Source organism: Methylobacterium sp. BTF04, from assembly GCF_010692745.1.
In the GTDB taxonomy this organism is placed as follows: Bacteria; Pseudomonadota; Alphaproteobacteria; order Rhizobiales; family Beijerinckiaceae; genus Methylobacterium.
The window spans coordinates 39,232-55,764 of record NZ_JAAHTB010000002.1 but is presented as its reverse complement, the minus strand read 5'-3'; the positions used below and the strand labels follow the sequence as shown (position 1 = coordinate 55,764).

At 67.8% G+C, this 16,533-nt stretch carries 13 protein-coding genes; 4 read left to right on the top strand and 9 right to left on the bottom strand.

Annotated elements, in window-relative coordinates; translation table 11 throughout:
- Window positions 1-138: 138 nt before the first annotated feature.
- The 7 genes from G3T14_RS01720 to flgB all read right to left on the bottom strand — a co-directional run bounded on the left by G3T14_RS01720 (window position 139) and on the right by flgB (window position 6,438).
- Window positions 139-2,799, bottom strand: a complete 2,661-nt coding sequence (locus G3T14_RS01720) for a PAS domain-containing sensor histidine kinase (RefSeq protein ID WP_163639411.1) — start codon at window positions 2,797-2,799, stop codon at window positions 139-141.
- Window positions 2,800-2,993: 194 nt separating this feature from the next.
- Entirely contained in the window at window positions 2,994-4,061 is a 1,068-nt protein-coding gene (gene flhB, locus G3T14_RS01715) for a flagellar biosynthesis protein FlhB (protein ID WP_163639409.1), read from the bottom strand.
- A gap of 24 nt (window positions 4,062-4,085) precedes the next feature.
- Window positions 4,086-4,850 carry a flagellar biosynthetic protein FliR gene (gene fliR / locus G3T14_RS01710; protein ID WP_163639407.1) on the bottom strand — a complete coding sequence of 255 codons (765 nt, stop codon included), beginning with the start codon at window positions 4,848-4,850 and terminating at the stop codon, window positions 4,086-4,088.
- Between the two features lie 32 nt (window positions 4,851-4,882).
- Window positions 4,883-5,149 carry a flagellar biosynthesis protein FliQ gene (fliQ, locus tag G3T14_RS01705; RefSeq protein ID WP_163639405.1) on the bottom strand — a complete coding sequence of 89 codons (267 nt, stop codon included), beginning with the start codon at window positions 5,147-5,149 and terminating at the stop codon, window positions 4,883-4,885.
- Window positions 5,150-5,221: 72 nt separating this feature from the next.
- The gene (gene fliE / locus G3T14_RS01700) at window positions 5,222-5,539 is read right to left on the bottom strand and encodes a flagellar hook-basal body complex protein FliE (protein WP_163639403.1); all 318 of its coding nucleotides are present in this window, start codon (window positions 5,537-5,539) and stop codon (window positions 5,222-5,224) included.
- A gap of 29 nt (window positions 5,540-5,568) precedes the next feature.
- Entirely contained in the window at window positions 5,569-5,979 is a 411-nt protein-coding gene (gene flgC / locus G3T14_RS01695) for a flagellar basal body rod protein FlgC (protein ID WP_163639401.1), read from the bottom strand.
- A 36-nt stretch (window positions 5,980-6,015) separates the two neighbouring features.
- Window positions 6,016-6,438, bottom strand: a complete 423-nt coding sequence (gene flgB, locus G3T14_RS01690; protein ID WP_163639399.1) for a flagellar basal body rod protein FlgB — start codon at window positions 6,436-6,438, stop codon at window positions 6,016-6,018.
- Between the two features lie 496 nt (window positions 6,439-6,934).
- On the opposite strand from flgB, the gene G3T14_RS01685 reads away from it, so the two are divergent.
- The 3 genes from G3T14_RS01685 to fliP all read left to right on the top strand — a co-directional run bounded on the left by G3T14_RS01685 (window position 6,935) and on the right by fliP (window position 11,563).
- On the top strand, window positions 6,935-8,932 hold the full coding sequence (locus tag G3T14_RS01685; RefSeq protein ID WP_204262568.1) for a HAMP domain-containing methyl-accepting chemotaxis protein: 1,998 nt from the start codon (window positions 6,935-6,937) through the stop codon (window positions 8,930-8,932).
- A 383-nt stretch (window positions 8,933-9,315) separates the two neighbouring features.
- Complete coding sequence (locus tag G3T14_RS01680) at window positions 9,316-10,677, top strand: flagellar biosynthetic protein FliO (protein WP_163639398.1); 1,362 nt, start codon at window positions 9,316-9,318, stop codon at window positions 10,675-10,677.
- A gap of 130 nt (window positions 10,678-10,807) precedes the next feature.
- The gene (gene fliP, locus G3T14_RS01675) at window positions 10,808-11,563 is read left to right on the top strand and encodes a flagellar type III secretion system pore protein FliP (RefSeq protein WP_163639396.1); all 756 of its coding nucleotides are present in this window, start codon (window positions 10,808-10,810) and stop codon (window positions 11,561-11,563) included.
- Between the two features lie 59 nt (window positions 11,564-11,622).
- On the opposite strand, the gene G3T14_RS01670 is transcribed toward fliP, so the two are convergent.
- Together G3T14_RS01670 and G3T14_RS01665 are read right to left on the bottom strand one after the other, a co-directional pair.
- On the bottom strand, window positions 11,623-11,799 hold the full coding sequence (locus tag G3T14_RS01670; protein WP_246732856.1) for a DUF3606 domain-containing protein: 177 nt from the start codon (window positions 11,797-11,799) through the stop codon (window positions 11,623-11,625).
- Window positions 11,800-12,016: 217 nt separating this feature from the next.
- Complete coding sequence (locus G3T14_RS01665) at window positions 12,017-15,379, bottom strand: hypothetical protein (RefSeq protein ID WP_163639394.1); 3,363 nt, start codon at window positions 15,377-15,379, stop codon at window positions 12,017-12,019.
- 274 nt (window positions 15,380-15,653) lie between these two features.
- Here G3T14_RS01665 and otnI point away from each other — a divergent pair, with 274 nt between their 5' ends.
- Window positions 15,654-16,433, top strand: coding sequence for a 2-oxo-tetronate isomerase (gene otnI / locus G3T14_RS01660; RefSeq protein ID WP_163639392.1), 780 nt, complete (start codon window positions 15,654-15,656; stop codon window positions 16,431-16,433).
- The last annotated feature ends 100 nt before the right edge of the window (window positions 16,434-16,533 follow it).

The following is a 16,533-nucleotide window of genomic DNA, read 5'->3' as shown; positions in this document are numbered from 1 at the left end:
GGGGTGGGAGCAAGGCTCAATGCGCCTCGGATGACGACTCATGTACCTGTTTTGTTCTCATTTCGCAAGGTGCGGGACCAAAGATTCAGGGCGAACACGCGCACGCATTCGCCCTGGCTGGCGTGCCGGAGCTACCGCTCAGCGGGCGATGGTCTCCTTCACCGTCTCGACCAGCTGCTTCAGGCTGAACGGCTTAGGCAGGAAGTTGAAATCCTCGCCTTCGGGCAGATTCTTGCGGAAGGCGTCCTCGGCATAGCCGGAGACGAAGATCACCTTCAGGTCGGGATGGTGCTTGCGCAACTCGCGCAGCAGGGTCGGCCCGTCCATCTCGGGCATCACCACGTCGGAGACCACGAGGTCGATGATCTGGTTCTTGTCCTCGATGATGCGCATGGCATCGAGGCCGGAGGCGGCCTCCAGCACGGTGTAGCCACGGGCCGACAGGGCACGGCTGTTGACGGCGCGTACCGGGTCCTCGTCCTCGACGAGGAGGATGACGCCCTGCCCGGTATGGTCCGGGGCGGGCTTGCGCGGCGGCTTCTCGGCCCCGGGTCTGGCAAGTTCCGGGGTTCCCTTGAGGCGGTTGGCCGCGATCTCCGCGGTGGACTGGTCGGGCGCGGGAAGCGGCTCCGGCTCGGCCACCGGCTCGTGGCGCGGGAAGTAGATGCGGAACGCCGTGCCTTCGCCCACCGTGGAGCGCACGTCGATGGTGCCGCCGCTCTGCTTGACGATGCCGAACACCGTCGAGAGGCCGAGGCCGGTCCCCTTACCGATGTCCTTGGTGGTGAAGAACGGCTCGAAGATCTTCTCCATCACGTCGGGCGGGATGCCCTGCCCGGTGTCGAGAACCTCGATGAGGACGTGATCGCCCTCGGGCATCCCGATCGGGTTCTCGGCCGCCACGGTGTCGTGCACCACGTTGGCGGTGCGGATGAGCAGGCGCCCACCCTCCGGCATCGCGTCGCGGGCATTGACCGCGAGATTGACGATGACCTGCTCGAACTGGTTGACGTCGGCCTTGATCGGCCAGATGTCGCGCCCGTGCTTGAGGTCGAGGTCGACCCGTTCGCCGAGGAGCCGCTTCAGCAGCAGCGTCAGGTCGGACAGCGCTTCGCCGACGCTCATCACCTCGGGCCGCAGGGTCTGGCGCCGGGAGAACGCCAGCAGCTGCCGCACCAGGCTGGCGGCCCGGTTGGCGTTCTGCTTGATCTGCATGATGTCCTGGAAGGCCGGATCGGTCGGCCTGTGGCTCGCCAGCAGCAGGTCGGAATAGCCGATGATGGCCTGAAGGACGTTGTTGAAATCGTGGGCGATGCCGCCGGCGAGCTGGCCGACGGTGTCCATCTTCTGCGCCTGGGCGACCTGCTGCTCGAGCTGGCGCTGGGCGGTGGTGTCGAGGGCGTAGAGGATCACGCGCTCGCGGTCGCCCTGCTCCGTCTCGGAATCCGACGAGGCGGCCGCGCCCTCGCCGCCGGCCGGGCTGAGCCAGACCCGCGCCGAGCGATTGCCGGGGCCGGCCACGGCGATCTCGATGGGCTGGACCTCGGCGAGGCCGCCGGCGGCCTTCGCCAGGGCGCTCTCAAGGGCCGCCCGGTCGCGTTCGACCACGGCCTCCCACATGGTCGGCTCGCCGACGAGGTCGTTGCGGCCATCCGGGAGCGCCTGGCGCGGCATGCCGCCGAACAGGCGCGCGAACGACGCATTGGCGCGGGCGATGTGCCCGGACCGGTCGAGGGTGGCGATGGCGATCGGGCTGTTGTTGAGGAAGCGCGCGAGGCGGACCTCGGCCACCCGCTGGGGCTCGTCGCTCTCGGCGCCGGCCGAGCGGTTGAGGACGAAGGTCCGCGACGGACCGGGCCGGCCGTCCTGCCCGAAGGCGACCCGATGGTAGAGCCGGGCGGGGAGCGGATGGCCGTTGCGGCGGCGCAGGTCGAGGTCGAACCGATCGGTGCGGACCTCGCCGGGCAGGCCTTCGGTGGCGGTGAGCACGTCGGCGCCGGGGGCGATCTCGGGCAGGCGCAGGCCGCCGGAGCCCACCGTGGCGAGGTCGTAGCCGAGCCAGGAGGCGAGCGTCGCGTTCATGTAGACGATCGACCCGGTCGGATCGATGGACAGGAAGCCGGCCGGCGCATGATCGAGATAGTCGATGGCGTGCTGGAGTTCCTGGAAGACGTTCTCCTGGCGTTCGCGCTCGTGGGTGATGTCGCTCACCGTCCAGAGGGCGGCGGCGCGGCGCGGCCGGTCGATGGGACGCACGGCGATGCGGAACCACGCGAAGGCGCGCTCGCCACCCCCGCCGGGCGGCGGTGCCATGCGGATCTCCTCCACATGGCCGAGGCCGTCGCGGGCGGCCTGCGCCAGCCGGTAGACCGCCTCGGAGACCTCCGGCGACCCGACGAAGACCCGCTCCACCGGTCGCAGGTTGGCGAAGCTCTCGCCCCCGGCGACGCGCAGGTAGGCTTCGTTGGCGTAGATCAGGCGGCCGCCATCCTCGACCACGATGGCACCATCCGGAGAGGCGTCGACGATGGCCTTGGTGATGTCGTCGCGGGCGGTCTGCCCGGCGAGCTGGAGCGCCCCGATGGCGAGGGCGAACAGGCAGAACACGCCGGCCATGGCGAGCAGCGCCAACAGGCCGAGGATGAGCGGCTGAGCTTGCTCGTTGGCGACGAAGGACAGCCCCACCGCCGCCCCGACCAGCAGGCCCGCGAGCACCAGCAGGAGCCCGACGCGGCCCGGCCGTTCGGATCGATCGATCGCATTCGACGCGGGCTTGGTTTGTCCGCTGAACTCAGCCATCCGGCGTCGATCCACCTTGTGTAGCGAAACCGGTTAGCGCCGCCGCCCTGGGGGCGGCAAGGGGGACCCGGCCGAACGTTGCAGACACATTTCACGAAAAAAGGTGCATAAACCGTGGCATCTTCTCAAGCATGCCGGTTCTGCACCGAGAGCCATGGACCATCGGCCGCCCGGCGTCACCCGGGCTTCGCCGATCAGGCCGCCCTGCGGCGCAGGCGCATCACGTAGCCGATGACTTCGGCCACGGCGCGGTAATGCTCGGCCGGGATTTCGGCGTCGATCTCCACGGTGGCGTGCAGGGCGCGGGCGAGGGGCGGATTTTCCAGGATCGGAACGTCATGGTCCTTGGCCATGGCGCGGATGCGCAGGGCCAGGGAGTCGACGCCCTTGGCGACACAGATCGGTGCGGCCATGCCGGCCTCGTAGCGCAGGGCCACCGCATAGTGCGTCGGGTTGGTCACGATGACGGTGGCGGTGGGGACGGCGGCCATCATGCGCTTCTTCACCCGCTGGGCGCGCAATTGCTTCATGCGGCCCTTCACCTCGGGGCTGCCCTCGCTCTCCTTGTGCTCCTGCTTCAGCTCTTCCTTGGTCATGCGCAGACGTTGGCGCCAGCGGTAGCGTTGGTAGAGAGCGTCGCCCATGGCGATGGCGACGAAGACCGCGAGCATGCCCGCCATCAATTTCAGCGCGATCGCCAGGATGGCGGGGAGGCACGCGGCCGGGTCGAGGCGGGCGAAGACTTCGAGTCGATCGCGTTCGCCCCACAGGATGGTGCCGCCGACGATGCCCACCATCGCGAGCTTCGACAGTCCCTTGATGAACTGGAACAGCGCCTCCATCCCGAAGATGCGCTTGGCGCCGGCCATCGGCGAGACCCGCTCCCATTTCGGCCCGATCGTCTCGGTGGTGAAGACGAGGGGATGCTGGGCGAGGCCGGCGCCGATCCCGGCCACCACCACGAGGGCGACGGGGATCATCACCGCCTGCGCCCAGATCCACAGGCTGCGGGTGCCCATGGCGACATAGGCGTGCGGGTCGGAGGGCACGGCGTGGGCATTCATCAGGAAGCCGCGCATCCCGGCCACGAGATCGCGGGCGATGCCGCCCGAGGCCAGCAGCAGCGCCATGGTGAAGGCGGCGAGGATGAAGAGGGTGTTGATCTCGTTGCTGTTGGGGACGTTGCCGGATTCGATCGCCTTCTCGATGCGCCGCGGACTCGGGTCTTCGGTCTTGTCTTCCTGGTCCGAATCGTCGGCCATGGCCCTAAGCCTTCCCGCCCGCGTTCAGCGCCCGGTGAATTGCGCCAGATAGTGGCCGATATCGTCGAGGAAGACGCCCATCATTACCCCGAGGCTGCCGAACAGCACCAGCATGCCGATCAGCACCGAGGCGGGGACTGCGACGAAGAACACCTGCATCTGCGGCATCAGCCGCGCCAGCACGCCGAGTCCGACGTTGAACAGGATGCCGAAGGCGATGAACGGCGCCGAGATCTGCACCCCGAGGGCGAACCCGCGGGCGATCGCCTTCAGCGCCAGCGCCGCGGCCTCGCCCATGCCCGGCACCCCGTCCGGCGGCAGGAGGACATAGCTGCGCCCGATCGCCTCCAGCGCGATGTGATGCAAGTCGGTGGCCATGATCAGGGTGACGCCGAGCAGCGCCAGAAAGTTGCCGATCGCCGCCTGCTGGCCGCCCTGCATCGGGTCCACCGTCATGGCGTAGGACAGGCCGAGCTGCTGCGAGATGATCATGCCGGCGGTCTGCAGGGCCGCCAGCACCATGCGGACGGTGAGCCCGAGCACCAGCCCGACCAGCACTTCGCCGATCAGCAGGGCGATCAGCCCCGGTCCCGCGATGGCGCCGCCCTCGGTCGGCAGCAGCGGGCGCACGGTGGGAAACAGCAGGAGCGAGACGAGGAGCGCGAAGGCGAGGCGCAGTCGCGGCGAGACGAGCTGTTCGCCCACGCCCGGCATCAGCATGACGAGCGTGCCCACTCGCGCGAAGGTGAGAAGGAAGGCCGCGGCGATCCCGGGCAGCAGCAGGTTCATGCGCCGTCATAGCAGGCTTTACCCGGCGCGCTTCAGCCGCCGGCCACGATATGAGCGGCGATGCGGGCCATGTAGCCGCCGAGCGCGTCGGCCATGAACGGCAGCATCAGCAGCAGGGTGGCGAAGACCGCGACGATCTTGGGAACGTAGATCAGCGTCTGCTCCTGGATCTGCGTCAGTGCCTGGAACAGCGAGACGACGAGACCGACCACCAGCGCCACGATCATGATCGGCCCGGCGACCTTGAGGAAGACGAAGATCCCGTCGCGGGCGACGTCGAGGATGGCGAGACCGGTCATGGGGGGCAATCGGGTTGGAGGTGCGCGGATCGGCGGTGCGGCGGAAAGCGTTCGAGTGGTAGCTGGTCCGGCCTAGATCTGCATCCGCATGATTTCCTCGTAGGCCGAGATCACGCGGTCGCGCACCGCCACCAGGGTCTGCAGGGCGGTCTCGCTCTCCGCCACCGCGGTGACGACATCGACGACGTTGGCCTTGCCGCCCGCCACCGCCATCGCCTGGGCATCGGCCTTGCGGCCGGCTTCGCCGACGGTGTCGAGGGTGGAGGACAGGAGCGAGGAGAAGTTCGTTCCGGTGGCCCCGGTGGCGGGCGTGAGCTTGCTCGCCGCTCCCTTGGCGCCGATGTTCTGGATCGCGGCATAGGCGCCGGCAGCGAAGGCGTTGGTGGCCATGGGAGGGAACTTTCCGGCGGAGGGACGGCTCAGGCCTTGAGGATTTCGAGGGTCTTGGCGACCATCCGGCGGGTGGCGGTGACCATGTTAAGGTTGGCTTCGTAGGAGCGCTGGGCCTCGCGCATGTCCATGTTCTCGATCAGGCCGTTGACGTTGGGCATCCGCACCTCGCCCTTGGAATCGGCGGCCGGATTGCCCGGTTCGTACTTGGTGCGAAACGGTGTGGTGTCGCGGCGGACGCGGCCGGTCTCGATGAGGGCCGCCCCGGTGTCGCGGTCGACCTGCTGGCTGAAGGTCGGGATCTTGCGGCGGTAGGGCTCGCCGCCGGGGCTCGTGGGTGCCGAGTCGGCGTTGGCGATGTTCTCGGCGATGATCCGCATGCGGCTCGACTGGGCCTTGAGGCCCGAAGCGGCGGTGGTGAGGGATTTGAGGAAGTCCACGGCGCGCACTCCGGACGATCAGGGGGATTCGGGCGATCAGCGCTTGCCGATGGCGATCTTCAGGGTCTCGAGGCTCTTCTGGTAGAGCGAGGCGGCAAGCTGGTAATCGGCCTGGTTGTCACCGGCCTTCATCATCTCGTCCTCGAGATTCACGCCGTTGCCGCTCGGGCGAATCTCGAACCCCTTGACCCGTCGCGGATCGGCGCCGGGGCCGTCACCGGCACTGGAGGTGCTGATGTGAGCGGGGCTGGTCACCGCGAGGCCGCCGCCGCCGGTCGCCCCGAAGGGCTGGGTCAGGCCACTGTCGCCGCCGCGCAAGTCGGGGCTTGCGAGGTCGCGCGGCTTGAAACCGGGCAGATCGGCGTTGGCCACGTTCTCCGCGAGCAGCTTCTGACGCGTCTGATGCCATTGCATCCGGGTGCGCAGCATGCCGAGGATGGGCAGGTCGGTGACGGACACGGCGCTCGAAGCCCCCTCACCCGGTCGAATGTGCCGGGCGATGGGCAAAATCTGCCGCCTGGATGGTTAACACCGGGTTAATCGCAAGCCCTTGATCAATCGTGCGATCGGTCTCGGGACCTGGCGACGGGCGAGCGCAGGCGTCCGATCACGTCTCGCCGCGATCGGCTTGTTTGATCGGGGCAACGTGTGGCGGTTCTCGGCGAGCAACTTTGCCGATCGGATCGGCCGCGGCGAGCAGGCCGATGCGCCAGCACGGTGGAAAGCCACTCCCGATCGGTCAATCGGCGCGATAGACTGGCCCTCATCGATAGAACGGCGTCGTCTTCACCTATTGGGCGCTATGCACGGCTCCACCATTTTTATGGCATCAGCCTGAAATGAAAGCCGATCATTAACCAGTCTAGATGAGAAATAGCATCGATGGCGCCGACGATGCATACCTTGGTTGCATCGTGAGGTTTGAGCGGTTGTATGCTGTCCGGGAATCAATGCAATGAAGCTGGGTATTCGTTCACGTCTCTATGCTGGTTTCGCAAGTCTCGTCGTGCTCGCTGGCGGCATGGGCGCCTTCGCCTATCAGCAGCTCGGCAGCCTCGACGAATCGTTTCAGACACGTGGTCGGATCGAGCGGGCGGCGCGTGAACTCTATACCGTCAACGGTCTGGTAGACCGCTTCCAGGGCCAGAGCGCGCAGTTTCGGGCGACGCCGACCCAGGATCAGGTCGACGGCATGCGCGCCAGCCTGACCGCGATCGACACCCTCGCGTCCGGCCTCGTCGAGCGGGCCATCAACGCGGACAGGCGCGCTTCCTATGCGGGTGTCCATGCCGAGACCCGAGCGCTCGCAGCCGAACTCCCCAAGCTCGCCGACCTCGGAACCATCATTCGCGAGAACAAGGTCAAGCTGTTTGCCGCCGGCGACCACCTGACCAAGACCACCAATGCCCTCGTCGCCGAAATCCGCGCCGGGGGCGACTCCGATGTTACGGCGACCGCGGCCGCGGTTGAGAGCGCTGTCCTTCTCGTACGGGTCTCCGCCTGGCGCTTTCTGGCCACCAACGATCCCAAGGGACCCGCCACCTTCACCGCCAACGTCGAGAAGACCAGGGCCGCGATCCTGAAGCTGCGCGCCCTCGATGTGACGGCGGTTCAGGTGAAGGCGATCAAGGCGATCGAGGAGGCGATCGACGGATACGGCACGATCTTCGGCGCGACGGCGACGGCCATCGTCACCACCGACGAATTCTACGCCAAGACGCTCAAGCCACGCGTGGACACCATCGATACGACGGGCCGCGCGGTTCGCGGCAAACTCGAGGCAACGCTTCGCGATCTCGTCGCGACGAGCGAAGCCACGATGGGTCAAGCCAAAACCATCCAGATCGGCCTCATCGGCCTCATCTTGCTGATCGGCGCGGCCCTGGCCTTCTGGATCGCCCGCAGCATCATCCAGCCGGTCTCCGGCATGACGCGGGCCATGGCGCGCCTGGCGGCCGGTGAGACATCCCTGACCGTCCCCTCGCAGGATGCTGTGGACGAAATGGGCGCGATGGCGAAGGCCGTCGATGTCTTCCGGCAGAACGCCATCGCGCGCATCGCCCTGGAGGAAGCCCAGGTCGCGGATCAGTCCGCGCGGCAACGCCGGGCCGACCGGGTCGACCTCCTGGTCCGCAGCTTCGAGACCCGGATCGAAGGCTCACTCTCCATCGTGACCTCGGCGGCGACGGAACTCGACGCCACCGCCCGCTCCATGACCGGCGTCGCCGACAGCACCAGTCAACAGGCCATGGCCTCCAGCGCAGCGGCCGAGGAGACCTCCGCCAACGTCCAGACGGTGGCGGCCGCGGCCGAGGAAATGGTGGCGTCCCTGCAGGAGATCGAGCGCCAGGTGCATCGCTCCAACGAGATCGCCGGCACCGCAGCGCGGGAAGCCGACGCCACGACCCTGTCGATGAGTCACCTCGCCGAGGCCGCCGAGCGAATCGGCGAGGCCGTGACGATGATCTCGAGCATCGCCGGGCAGACCAACCTCCTCGCCCTCAATGCCACCATCGAGGCGGCACGGGCCGGCGAATCGGGCCGGGGGTTCGCGGTCGTCGCCTCGGAGGTCAAGGAACTCGCCGGACAGACAGCGAAGGCGACCCAGGAGATTTCGGGGCAGATCGCGGCGATCCAGAACGCCTCGTCGCAGGCCCTCGTCGCGATCCAGCAGATCGGACGCACCATCGTCTCGGTGAACGAGATCACCAGCACCATCGCGGCCACCGTAGTGGAGCAGACGGCGGCCACGAACGAAATCTCGCGCAATGCGGCCGAAGCCGCCCGCGGCACCCAGGACGTGTCGATGAACGTCTCCTACGTCCTGACCTCGTCCAGCGAGACCGGCAGTGCCGCTCAGCAGGTGCTCGGCGCGGCAGCGGAACTCGCGTCGCAATCCCTGGCGGTCAAGAAAGACGTGGACGATTTCCTCGCAGGCATCAGGGCCGCCTGAGCACCGCGAGCCGGCCCCGGTGGTATCGCAAAGACCATCGCGGTCGGCATTGGTCGAAGCGTTATCACGGTGGGTGGACTCTCCTGACATCGGGTCTCGCGGATGCGCGGTGGCTGACGCCGACCGCCTCGCCATCTCGGCGCAGTCGCTTTTGATGAGCGCAAACACCGAAAATGTTGCAGGCTTGCGTCAATGCAGGAGCGGCTCACCTTCGCGTGATCTTAGCACCAGGCTAAGCCGTTGGCATGATGGGCTTTCGGATCGGCCCACAAACCAGCTGTTAACGAAGTCTTAACGTTATTGCCCGTGCCCACCGTGGCCGTGATATTGGGGCTCACATGTTGCGTTGGGCCGTTGCCCTCAAAAAGTGAGAGACCCCGGTCTTGTCATCGTTCTTCAGCTCGGATGGCTCGTTCTCCCTCCAGTTCGCCATCATCTTCGTCGTCATCTTCGTGGTTCTCGCCGCCACGGTGTTCGCCTTCCGGCGTCTGACCGGGAAGGGCACGGCGCTCGCCTCCAAGTCCGGCTCGCGCGGCCGGCAGCCACGCCTCGGCATCGTCGACGTCTACGAACTCGATCGGCAGCGGCAGCTCATCCTGCTCCGCCGGGACAACGTGGAGCACCTGCTTCTGGTGGGCGGCCCCAACGACGTGGTGATCGAGCGCAACATCAACCGCAACATCGGCGCACGGTTTCCCGCAGAGGAGCTTGCGGACGACGAATCCTCCCCGGAGAACGGGCCCGCAGTGGCCTATGAGCCTAGTCCGCCCCAGGCTGCCCCGTATCTCGAGCCTTCGTTCGAGATGCCGGTGGTGGTGCCGACTCCCCCTCCCGGGTCCGCGTCCGCGACGCCGAGCATCGGCCGCCCGCTCGATGACGCCCTGGTGACGGGGCGCTTCGACGTCGAGCCGGACCCTCAGCCGATCCAGGCTCCGCCGCCGCGCACCGCCGCAGCGCGTCTCGCCGGGGCCATTCGGCGCAACCCGCCCTCCCTCGTCAATCTCGTGCCCGATGGCGGGCCGGTGCGCGCCCGCCCGGCGGACGAGGTGTCGGTTCCGGTGAAGGAGCCGGTCGTCGAGGCCGTGCTTGATGCAGTGCCTGCCCCGCCGCCGCCGATGGTCGCGCCGACGGCATCGCGCGCCATCGACGCAGCGATCCTCACCGACATGGCGCGGCAGCTCGAAGAGGCGTTGCGCCGGCCAGCGGCAGCCGTGAGGCCGGCACAGCCGCAGAATATCGCGTCCGACACTGCATCGGCGTCCGTGAATGTGCCGCACGAGGAGTCGAGACCGGAGCCCGTCGCCGCGGCTGCCATGCCGGCCTACAGAGCGGAAACGGTCAACGTTCCGGCTCCGCAGCATCACGAGGAGGAACCGGCCGAGAGCGCCTCGGTCGATCCGATGGCGGCGGCCATGGCGAGCGCCCAGGGCAACCCAACCGGCAATCCGGAAGGTCACGGTTCGGACGACCTGTTCGAAGACCACGACGCCGAAGCCGCATCGATCGTTCATACCGAACCCCAACCGATACGGGACGAGCCGTCACCGCCGGTCTTCTTCGAAATCGAGCCGCAGCCGATCGCGCCGCAACCCCCTGCCCCGATCTCTCCCACTGTACCGGATCCGCAACCGCAGGCCCCCCAGCCTCCGAAGCCCGCCTCCGCCACGCCGAACCCCTTCTCGGTGGAAGAGATCGAAGCGGAGTTCGCTCGTCTGCTCGGCCGTCCGCTCGATCGCAAGAACTGACCGCGCGATGCCCGCCGCATCGCGCGGCGCGGCACACGACTCTTTCGGTATCGAGAGACCCGGTGCATACCCGGGCCGGCAAGCGCTCCCAAGACCCACTTCGCTTGCGATATGGCCTTCCGGAACCCGCATGATCCGACCCTGCTCGCGTCTTCTCCGCCCCATCGGTGTGCCGGTCTTGGCCGTGCTCGCTCTGGCGGCGGGCGCCGGTGCCGCCCAAGCGCAGAGCCTGTCGGTCGATCTCGGGGCGGGGGGCGTCACGGAGCGCGCGCTCCAGCTCGTCGCCCTCATCACGGTGCTGGCGCTGGCGCCCTCGGTGCTGGTGATGGCGACATCCTTCACCCGGATCGTGGTGGTGCTGTCGATCCTGCGCTCGGCTCTCGGTACCCAGAGCGCGCCACCCAATGCCGTCGTCACCAGCCTGGCGCTGTTCCTCACCGCCTTCGTGATGGCACCGGTAGGACGCGAAGCCTACCGCACCGGCATCGAGCCGCTGATCGCCGGTCAAATCACGCAGAGCGTGGCGTTCGAGCGCGCATCGGCGCCGTTCAAGACGTTCATGCTGAAGAACGTCCGCGAAAAGGATCTGAAGCTCTTCCTCGACATGGCCAAGGTGCCGGCTCCGTCGGGTCCGGAGGCAGTGGGCATCGAAATCGTCACGCCGGCCTTCATGATCTCGGAGCTCCGGCGCGCCTTCGAGATAGGATTCCTGCTTTTCATCCCGTTCCTGATCATCGATCTGGTCGTCGCCTCGATCCTGATGGCGGTGGGCATGATGATGGTGCCGCCCGCCACGGTGGCGCTTCCGTTCAAGCTGATCTTCTTCGTCCTCGTGGACGGTTGGACGCTCGTGGCCGGCTCGCTGGTGCAGAGTTACGGAACCTGACGAAAAAAGGGGCGCCCGACTGGAGGCGCCCCTTTTTGCGATGTCGTTCGGCTCCGACGCTACCGCTCGAGATAGCTCGTCAAGGTCGAGATGCGTGAGCCGACGAGGCGCACCGCCTTGCGCAGTCGGTCTTCGGACACGCCGAGCCGGGTCGCCACGGTGGTACGCTGCTCGATGTCGTTGATGTCGAGATGGGTCTTGCCGGCCTGCTTGGTGAGCATCGAATTCATGAGCATGTCGAAACCTTTCGGACCTTTTTCAAAAGGTGCGCTGGGCTGATCTGCGAGATTGAATTCAGAACGTCATGCTCACGGTTTTGTTGCGCCGCTTCGGCGATCCAGGCGCAATTTTCCCGTGTATCGGGCGCGGCGTATTCACACGCACTTCGAGCTGCCGCCGATCGCGCGCGGCGGGACTGGACCCAGGGTCAGCGTCACTGCTCCGAAAACCGGATCACCCCGGAGGAGTTTCACCGGCCTGCGCATCGGCGCGCGCATCGGGATCGCGCTTGCCCGGTACCGGCACGGCGCTGTCGGGGTAACGCTTGCGATACTCGGCGAGGAACGCCTGGAGCGTCTCGGCGCTGGTGGCCTTCTGGGCGATCTCCCGGAAGCCTTGGGTCCGCACTGCGTTGGGTTGCGTCAACAGCGCGAAAGTGCGGGCGTCCACACTCTCGGCCATGGGCCCGGCGAACTTCGCCCGCAGGCGTTCGAGGCCCAGGGGTTCGCCAGCCAGCCCATAGGCGATTGCGGTGCGCAGGATGTCGGTGCGCGCGGCATCGTCCAGGGGCGCGCGCTGGCGCCAGGCTTCGCCGACGAGCGCTTCGTGCGCTTCCCCGGCTTCACGCCAGCGGCGCCCGGTCCAGAGAATATCGGCGCGCAGGCGGGCGGCATCCGCACCCGGCTCGCCCTCGATGGTCTCTAAAGCGAGGTCCGTGCGCGACAGGTCGGAGAGGGCGCGAGCCCGCAGGAGGCCGCGGGCCCGGCGCAGATCCTCCGGCAGCTCCGGCAGGTAGGTGGCATCGAGCGCTTGGAGTGCCTGGAGCGGCTTGTCGTCCATCAGCCGGATCGCAGCGAGCCGCGTGGCGACGCCGGCCCGCGCCGCGCCGACGAGGCGGTGGTCGACCTGATGCTGAAGCAGCTCACCCGCCTGATCGAGGAGGTCGAGTTCTACCAGGCGGTCGGCCAGGCGGCGCACGATCTCGTCGCCGCGCCGTCCGATCGGGGCGAAATCCTTGAAGTCGAAATAGAGCGCCAGGGCCTCGACGCCGGACAGCGCAGCGCCCTTGTCGGTGAGAAACAGGTCGTCGAACAAGGCCTGCGCCGCGTCGTGCACGCTGCGGGCCAGCGGCGAGTCGGAGCCCATTGCATCGGTGCGCCGGGCGGTGAGGAAGGCCTGACGCCATTGGCCAGTATCGGTATAGAGCCGCGCCAACGCGCCGAGGGCCTTGGGCACGACGTCGCCGCCGTGCCAGATCAAGGCGAGGGTCTCGAGCCGGTCGATGGCCTCGGCTGCCGGGATCTTGCCGGATGCGTTTCCGAGGATCACGGCGCGCAGCCGGGCAGCCACGGCGACGGGTGCGTCCGCGGAATCGCCGAGTTTCTCGTAGGCGTCGAGCGCCGCGACGGTCTGTCCGGTGACCTCTTCGATGCGGGCGCGGAGCAGGGCGAGGCGTTGCTGGGTGATGCGTTCGCTAGCCCGTGATCCGGCGGCGATGATCTGCCGGCTGGCCGAATCCCAGTCTCCGGTCTCGACGGCGGCTTCCGCAGCGGCGGTTCGCAGGATCGCCTGAAGGTCGTCCGGGTAGCGGTCGAGCACCCCGGCCGTCTCGCGGAAGGCGGAGTCCGCCGCCGGCCAACGGCCATCCAGCGTGTCGACATAGGCCTGCCACAGACGGGCTTCGGGATCGCCCTTGAGGATTTCGGCAGCCAGCCCCTTCCGCGCGTCGACGCTGCGGCCCATGCCGGCTTGAGCAGCGACGGTGAGCAAGGCGACGTCACGCTGCCCGGCGAGGACCGGATCGTCGGCAGCCGCGGCGTTGAGGGTGCCCAATGCCTCGACGCCGAGGCCATTGGCGAGTTGTGTGCGGGCCAGCACCATACGAAGCGGGCCGCGCAGGGCACGCGGCGCATCCGCGGCTGCCGCGAGCTGGTCGCGCAGCAACTCCCGGACATCGCCACGGCGCGACGCCTCCCACGGCGCGCGATCGATGGCGAGACCGGCGACGGCACTGAGGGGCGCCTCGACGCCGCGCGCTACCCCGGAGACGGCCATGCCGCCTTCCCTGCCGATGGAGACGCCATCGATGTCGGGTCGCACCAGAAGATCGTCGGCCTGCGCTAGCACAGCCACGCCTTGCCGGCTCGGCAGAAGCTCGAAATCGACGAACACCTGCCGCTTGGGCATTCCGGCCGGCTTCGGCCCATGGCCGGTGACCACCGCGATGCGTTCGCCGTCGAAATCGAACCATCCGGCCGATCCCGGATAAGGCAGTCGGATACCCACCGCGATGCGGCCGCTCGCCTCTGTCACGCGAATCGCCGACAGGCTGTCGCTGGCGGCAAGGTTTTCGCCGGCGACGAGTTCCCAGCCCGTCGGGGCGTCGGCCGGCCCGACCGGCACGAGGTCGAACAGCCGCTCGCGCGGCACCTTGAAGCGCAGAGCCACGAACTGTCCGGAGCGGATCGGCGCGTCCACGCTCTTGAAAACCGGGTCGCCCACCGGCACCGCGACCGGATCAGCGGTCTCGAACACCAGCGTGGCGATACCGGCCCGCTCGAACAGGGCGGCGGCAGGCAAGCGCCGGAAGGGGAATACGAGGCCCGGCCCAGCCGGGCGTATCACCGGAATGGGAGCGATGGCCGCGACGACGGGAGACGCTGGCGCCGAAGGCGGCTTCGGCGCCATGCCGGGCATCTTCGCCTCGATCGCCTTCGTCTCACCGGCCTTCGGTTCGGCACTGGCTGCTTCGGGAGTTTTGCCGTCGCCGACTTTGGCCTCGGCGGCCATCGCCTTGCGGGCGACGTCGATCGTGACGCCGTCCTCGTCGCGAAAGGTCCGGACCTCGTAGCCGGCGGCCGGGGTCACGAGGAGGCGTGCGCCCTCCGCGTCATCCTCCACCGAGAGTGCTTCGATGGCTGGTTTCAGACGCCCCCGCGTCGCGGTCTCGTCGATGCGCCATGCTCCCGGAATGGTCAGGCGCGTGGCGGCACCGGCCGCATCGAAGCGAGCCGTAGCGGAAAGCGGCGGGTTCAGCGTGAGGCGGGTGAGCGTCGGAAGCTGCGCGAGTTCGAGGGGGAGACGCTTGGGCTCCGCCGGCGGCTTAGCAGCGCGCAGGGCGGCCTCGGCCGTCTCGGTGCGGCGATACAATTCGGCCACCACCTCGGGCGGCAACGGTGGCGGCAGCCCGCTCCAATCCAGGGGCAGAAGATCGATGAAGACCATCTCACCGGCCTCCTGCACGTTGACGCGATAGGGGCGCTGCAGGGCGACACGCAGGCCTGTGCCGTCGGGATCGCGCCTGACTGCCGACACATAATCCGGCATCTCGGTGGCAATGCGCTCGGATACCGCCGGGCTGCGTTCGGAAAAGCCGATCACCAGCACGGCCCCGGAGATGCGGGCCTTCACCGAAACGTGGGTGTCGAAGGTGAGCACGACGCGTCCGTAGCGCTCGGCTTGCAATCCCTTGATGGCGGTGAGTCGGGCAGCTTCGGCCGGGACGCCGGCGAGCAGGCCGCCAGCAACGATCAACGCCGCGGCGAGTCCGGCGAAAGGCCGACGCCGTCGTGTCGCGCTATCGGCACGAAGAGCCATCGCAGGATACGCCAAACCCGAGGGGCGACCGGATACGCAAACGCACCGGGCGCCTTACGCCACACAATCCGCCCACTCTCCGGTATCGAGGCTAACGGGCGCTTAAGCGGATGATTGTCGGGCGCGACTACCCGGCGCCGGAGCATCGACCCGCGACGCGGATGCCGGTTCTCGAGCCGATGCTGTAGGGTCGGGAGTTCACTACTCGCGACCGTCCCGCAGTGATCGCCAAGCTGTCAGACCCGATCCTTCGGACCCGTAAGAAGAGCCGTCGATGCCGCGCTTTGCCGCCAACCTGACCCTGATGTTTACCGAGCGGCCCTTCCTCGACCGATTCGGTGCGGCTGCCGATGCAGGATTCACCGCCGTCGAGTTCCTGTTCCCGTACGCGTTTGAGCCGCCTGCCATCGCCGAGCGCCTCCGTCGGTACGGGTTGACGCTTGCCCTGTTCAACCTGCCGCCGGGCGACTGGGCGGCGGGGGAGCGTGGCCTCGCGGCCCTTCCGGATCGCTTCGCCGAACTCCAGACCGGCGTCGAGATCGGCCTGCGCTATGCTGCAGCCACCGGTGTCGCCCGGCTTCACCTGATGGCCGGCATGGCGAGCCAGCACGCCCCCGAGGCGTGTAGGGCTTATGGCGAGGCCGTCGCCTGGACCGCCCAGCGGCTGGCCCGGGAGGGTCTCGACCTCGTCATCGAGCCGATCAATGCCCGCAATATGCCGAGCTATTTCCTCGCCGATTTCGACGGTGCCGCTGCGCTCATCACCGAACTCGGCCATCCAAACCTGAAGCTGCAATTCGATCTCTATCACTGCCAAATCTTGCATGGGGACGTGACGACGCGGCTGCGCGACCTGATGCCGATCATCGGCCATGTCCAGACCGCGAGCGTGCCCGGTCGCCACGAACCGGGCAGCGGCGAGATGAACGATGCCTTCCTGTTCGCCGAACTCGATCGGCTCGGTTATGCGGGATTCGTTGGCTGCGAGTACAACCCGTTGTCCGGGACCGAGGCTGGGCTCGGCTGGTTCGAGGCCTATCGCGGGTCGCAATAGGCCAGTTCGCTTGGATAGAGCCCGTGGTACCGCGGCGCTGCACGCGCCGAACGGAAAGCCCGGCGCGATCGTGATGTTCGCGATGCAGCCTCGACCGCGT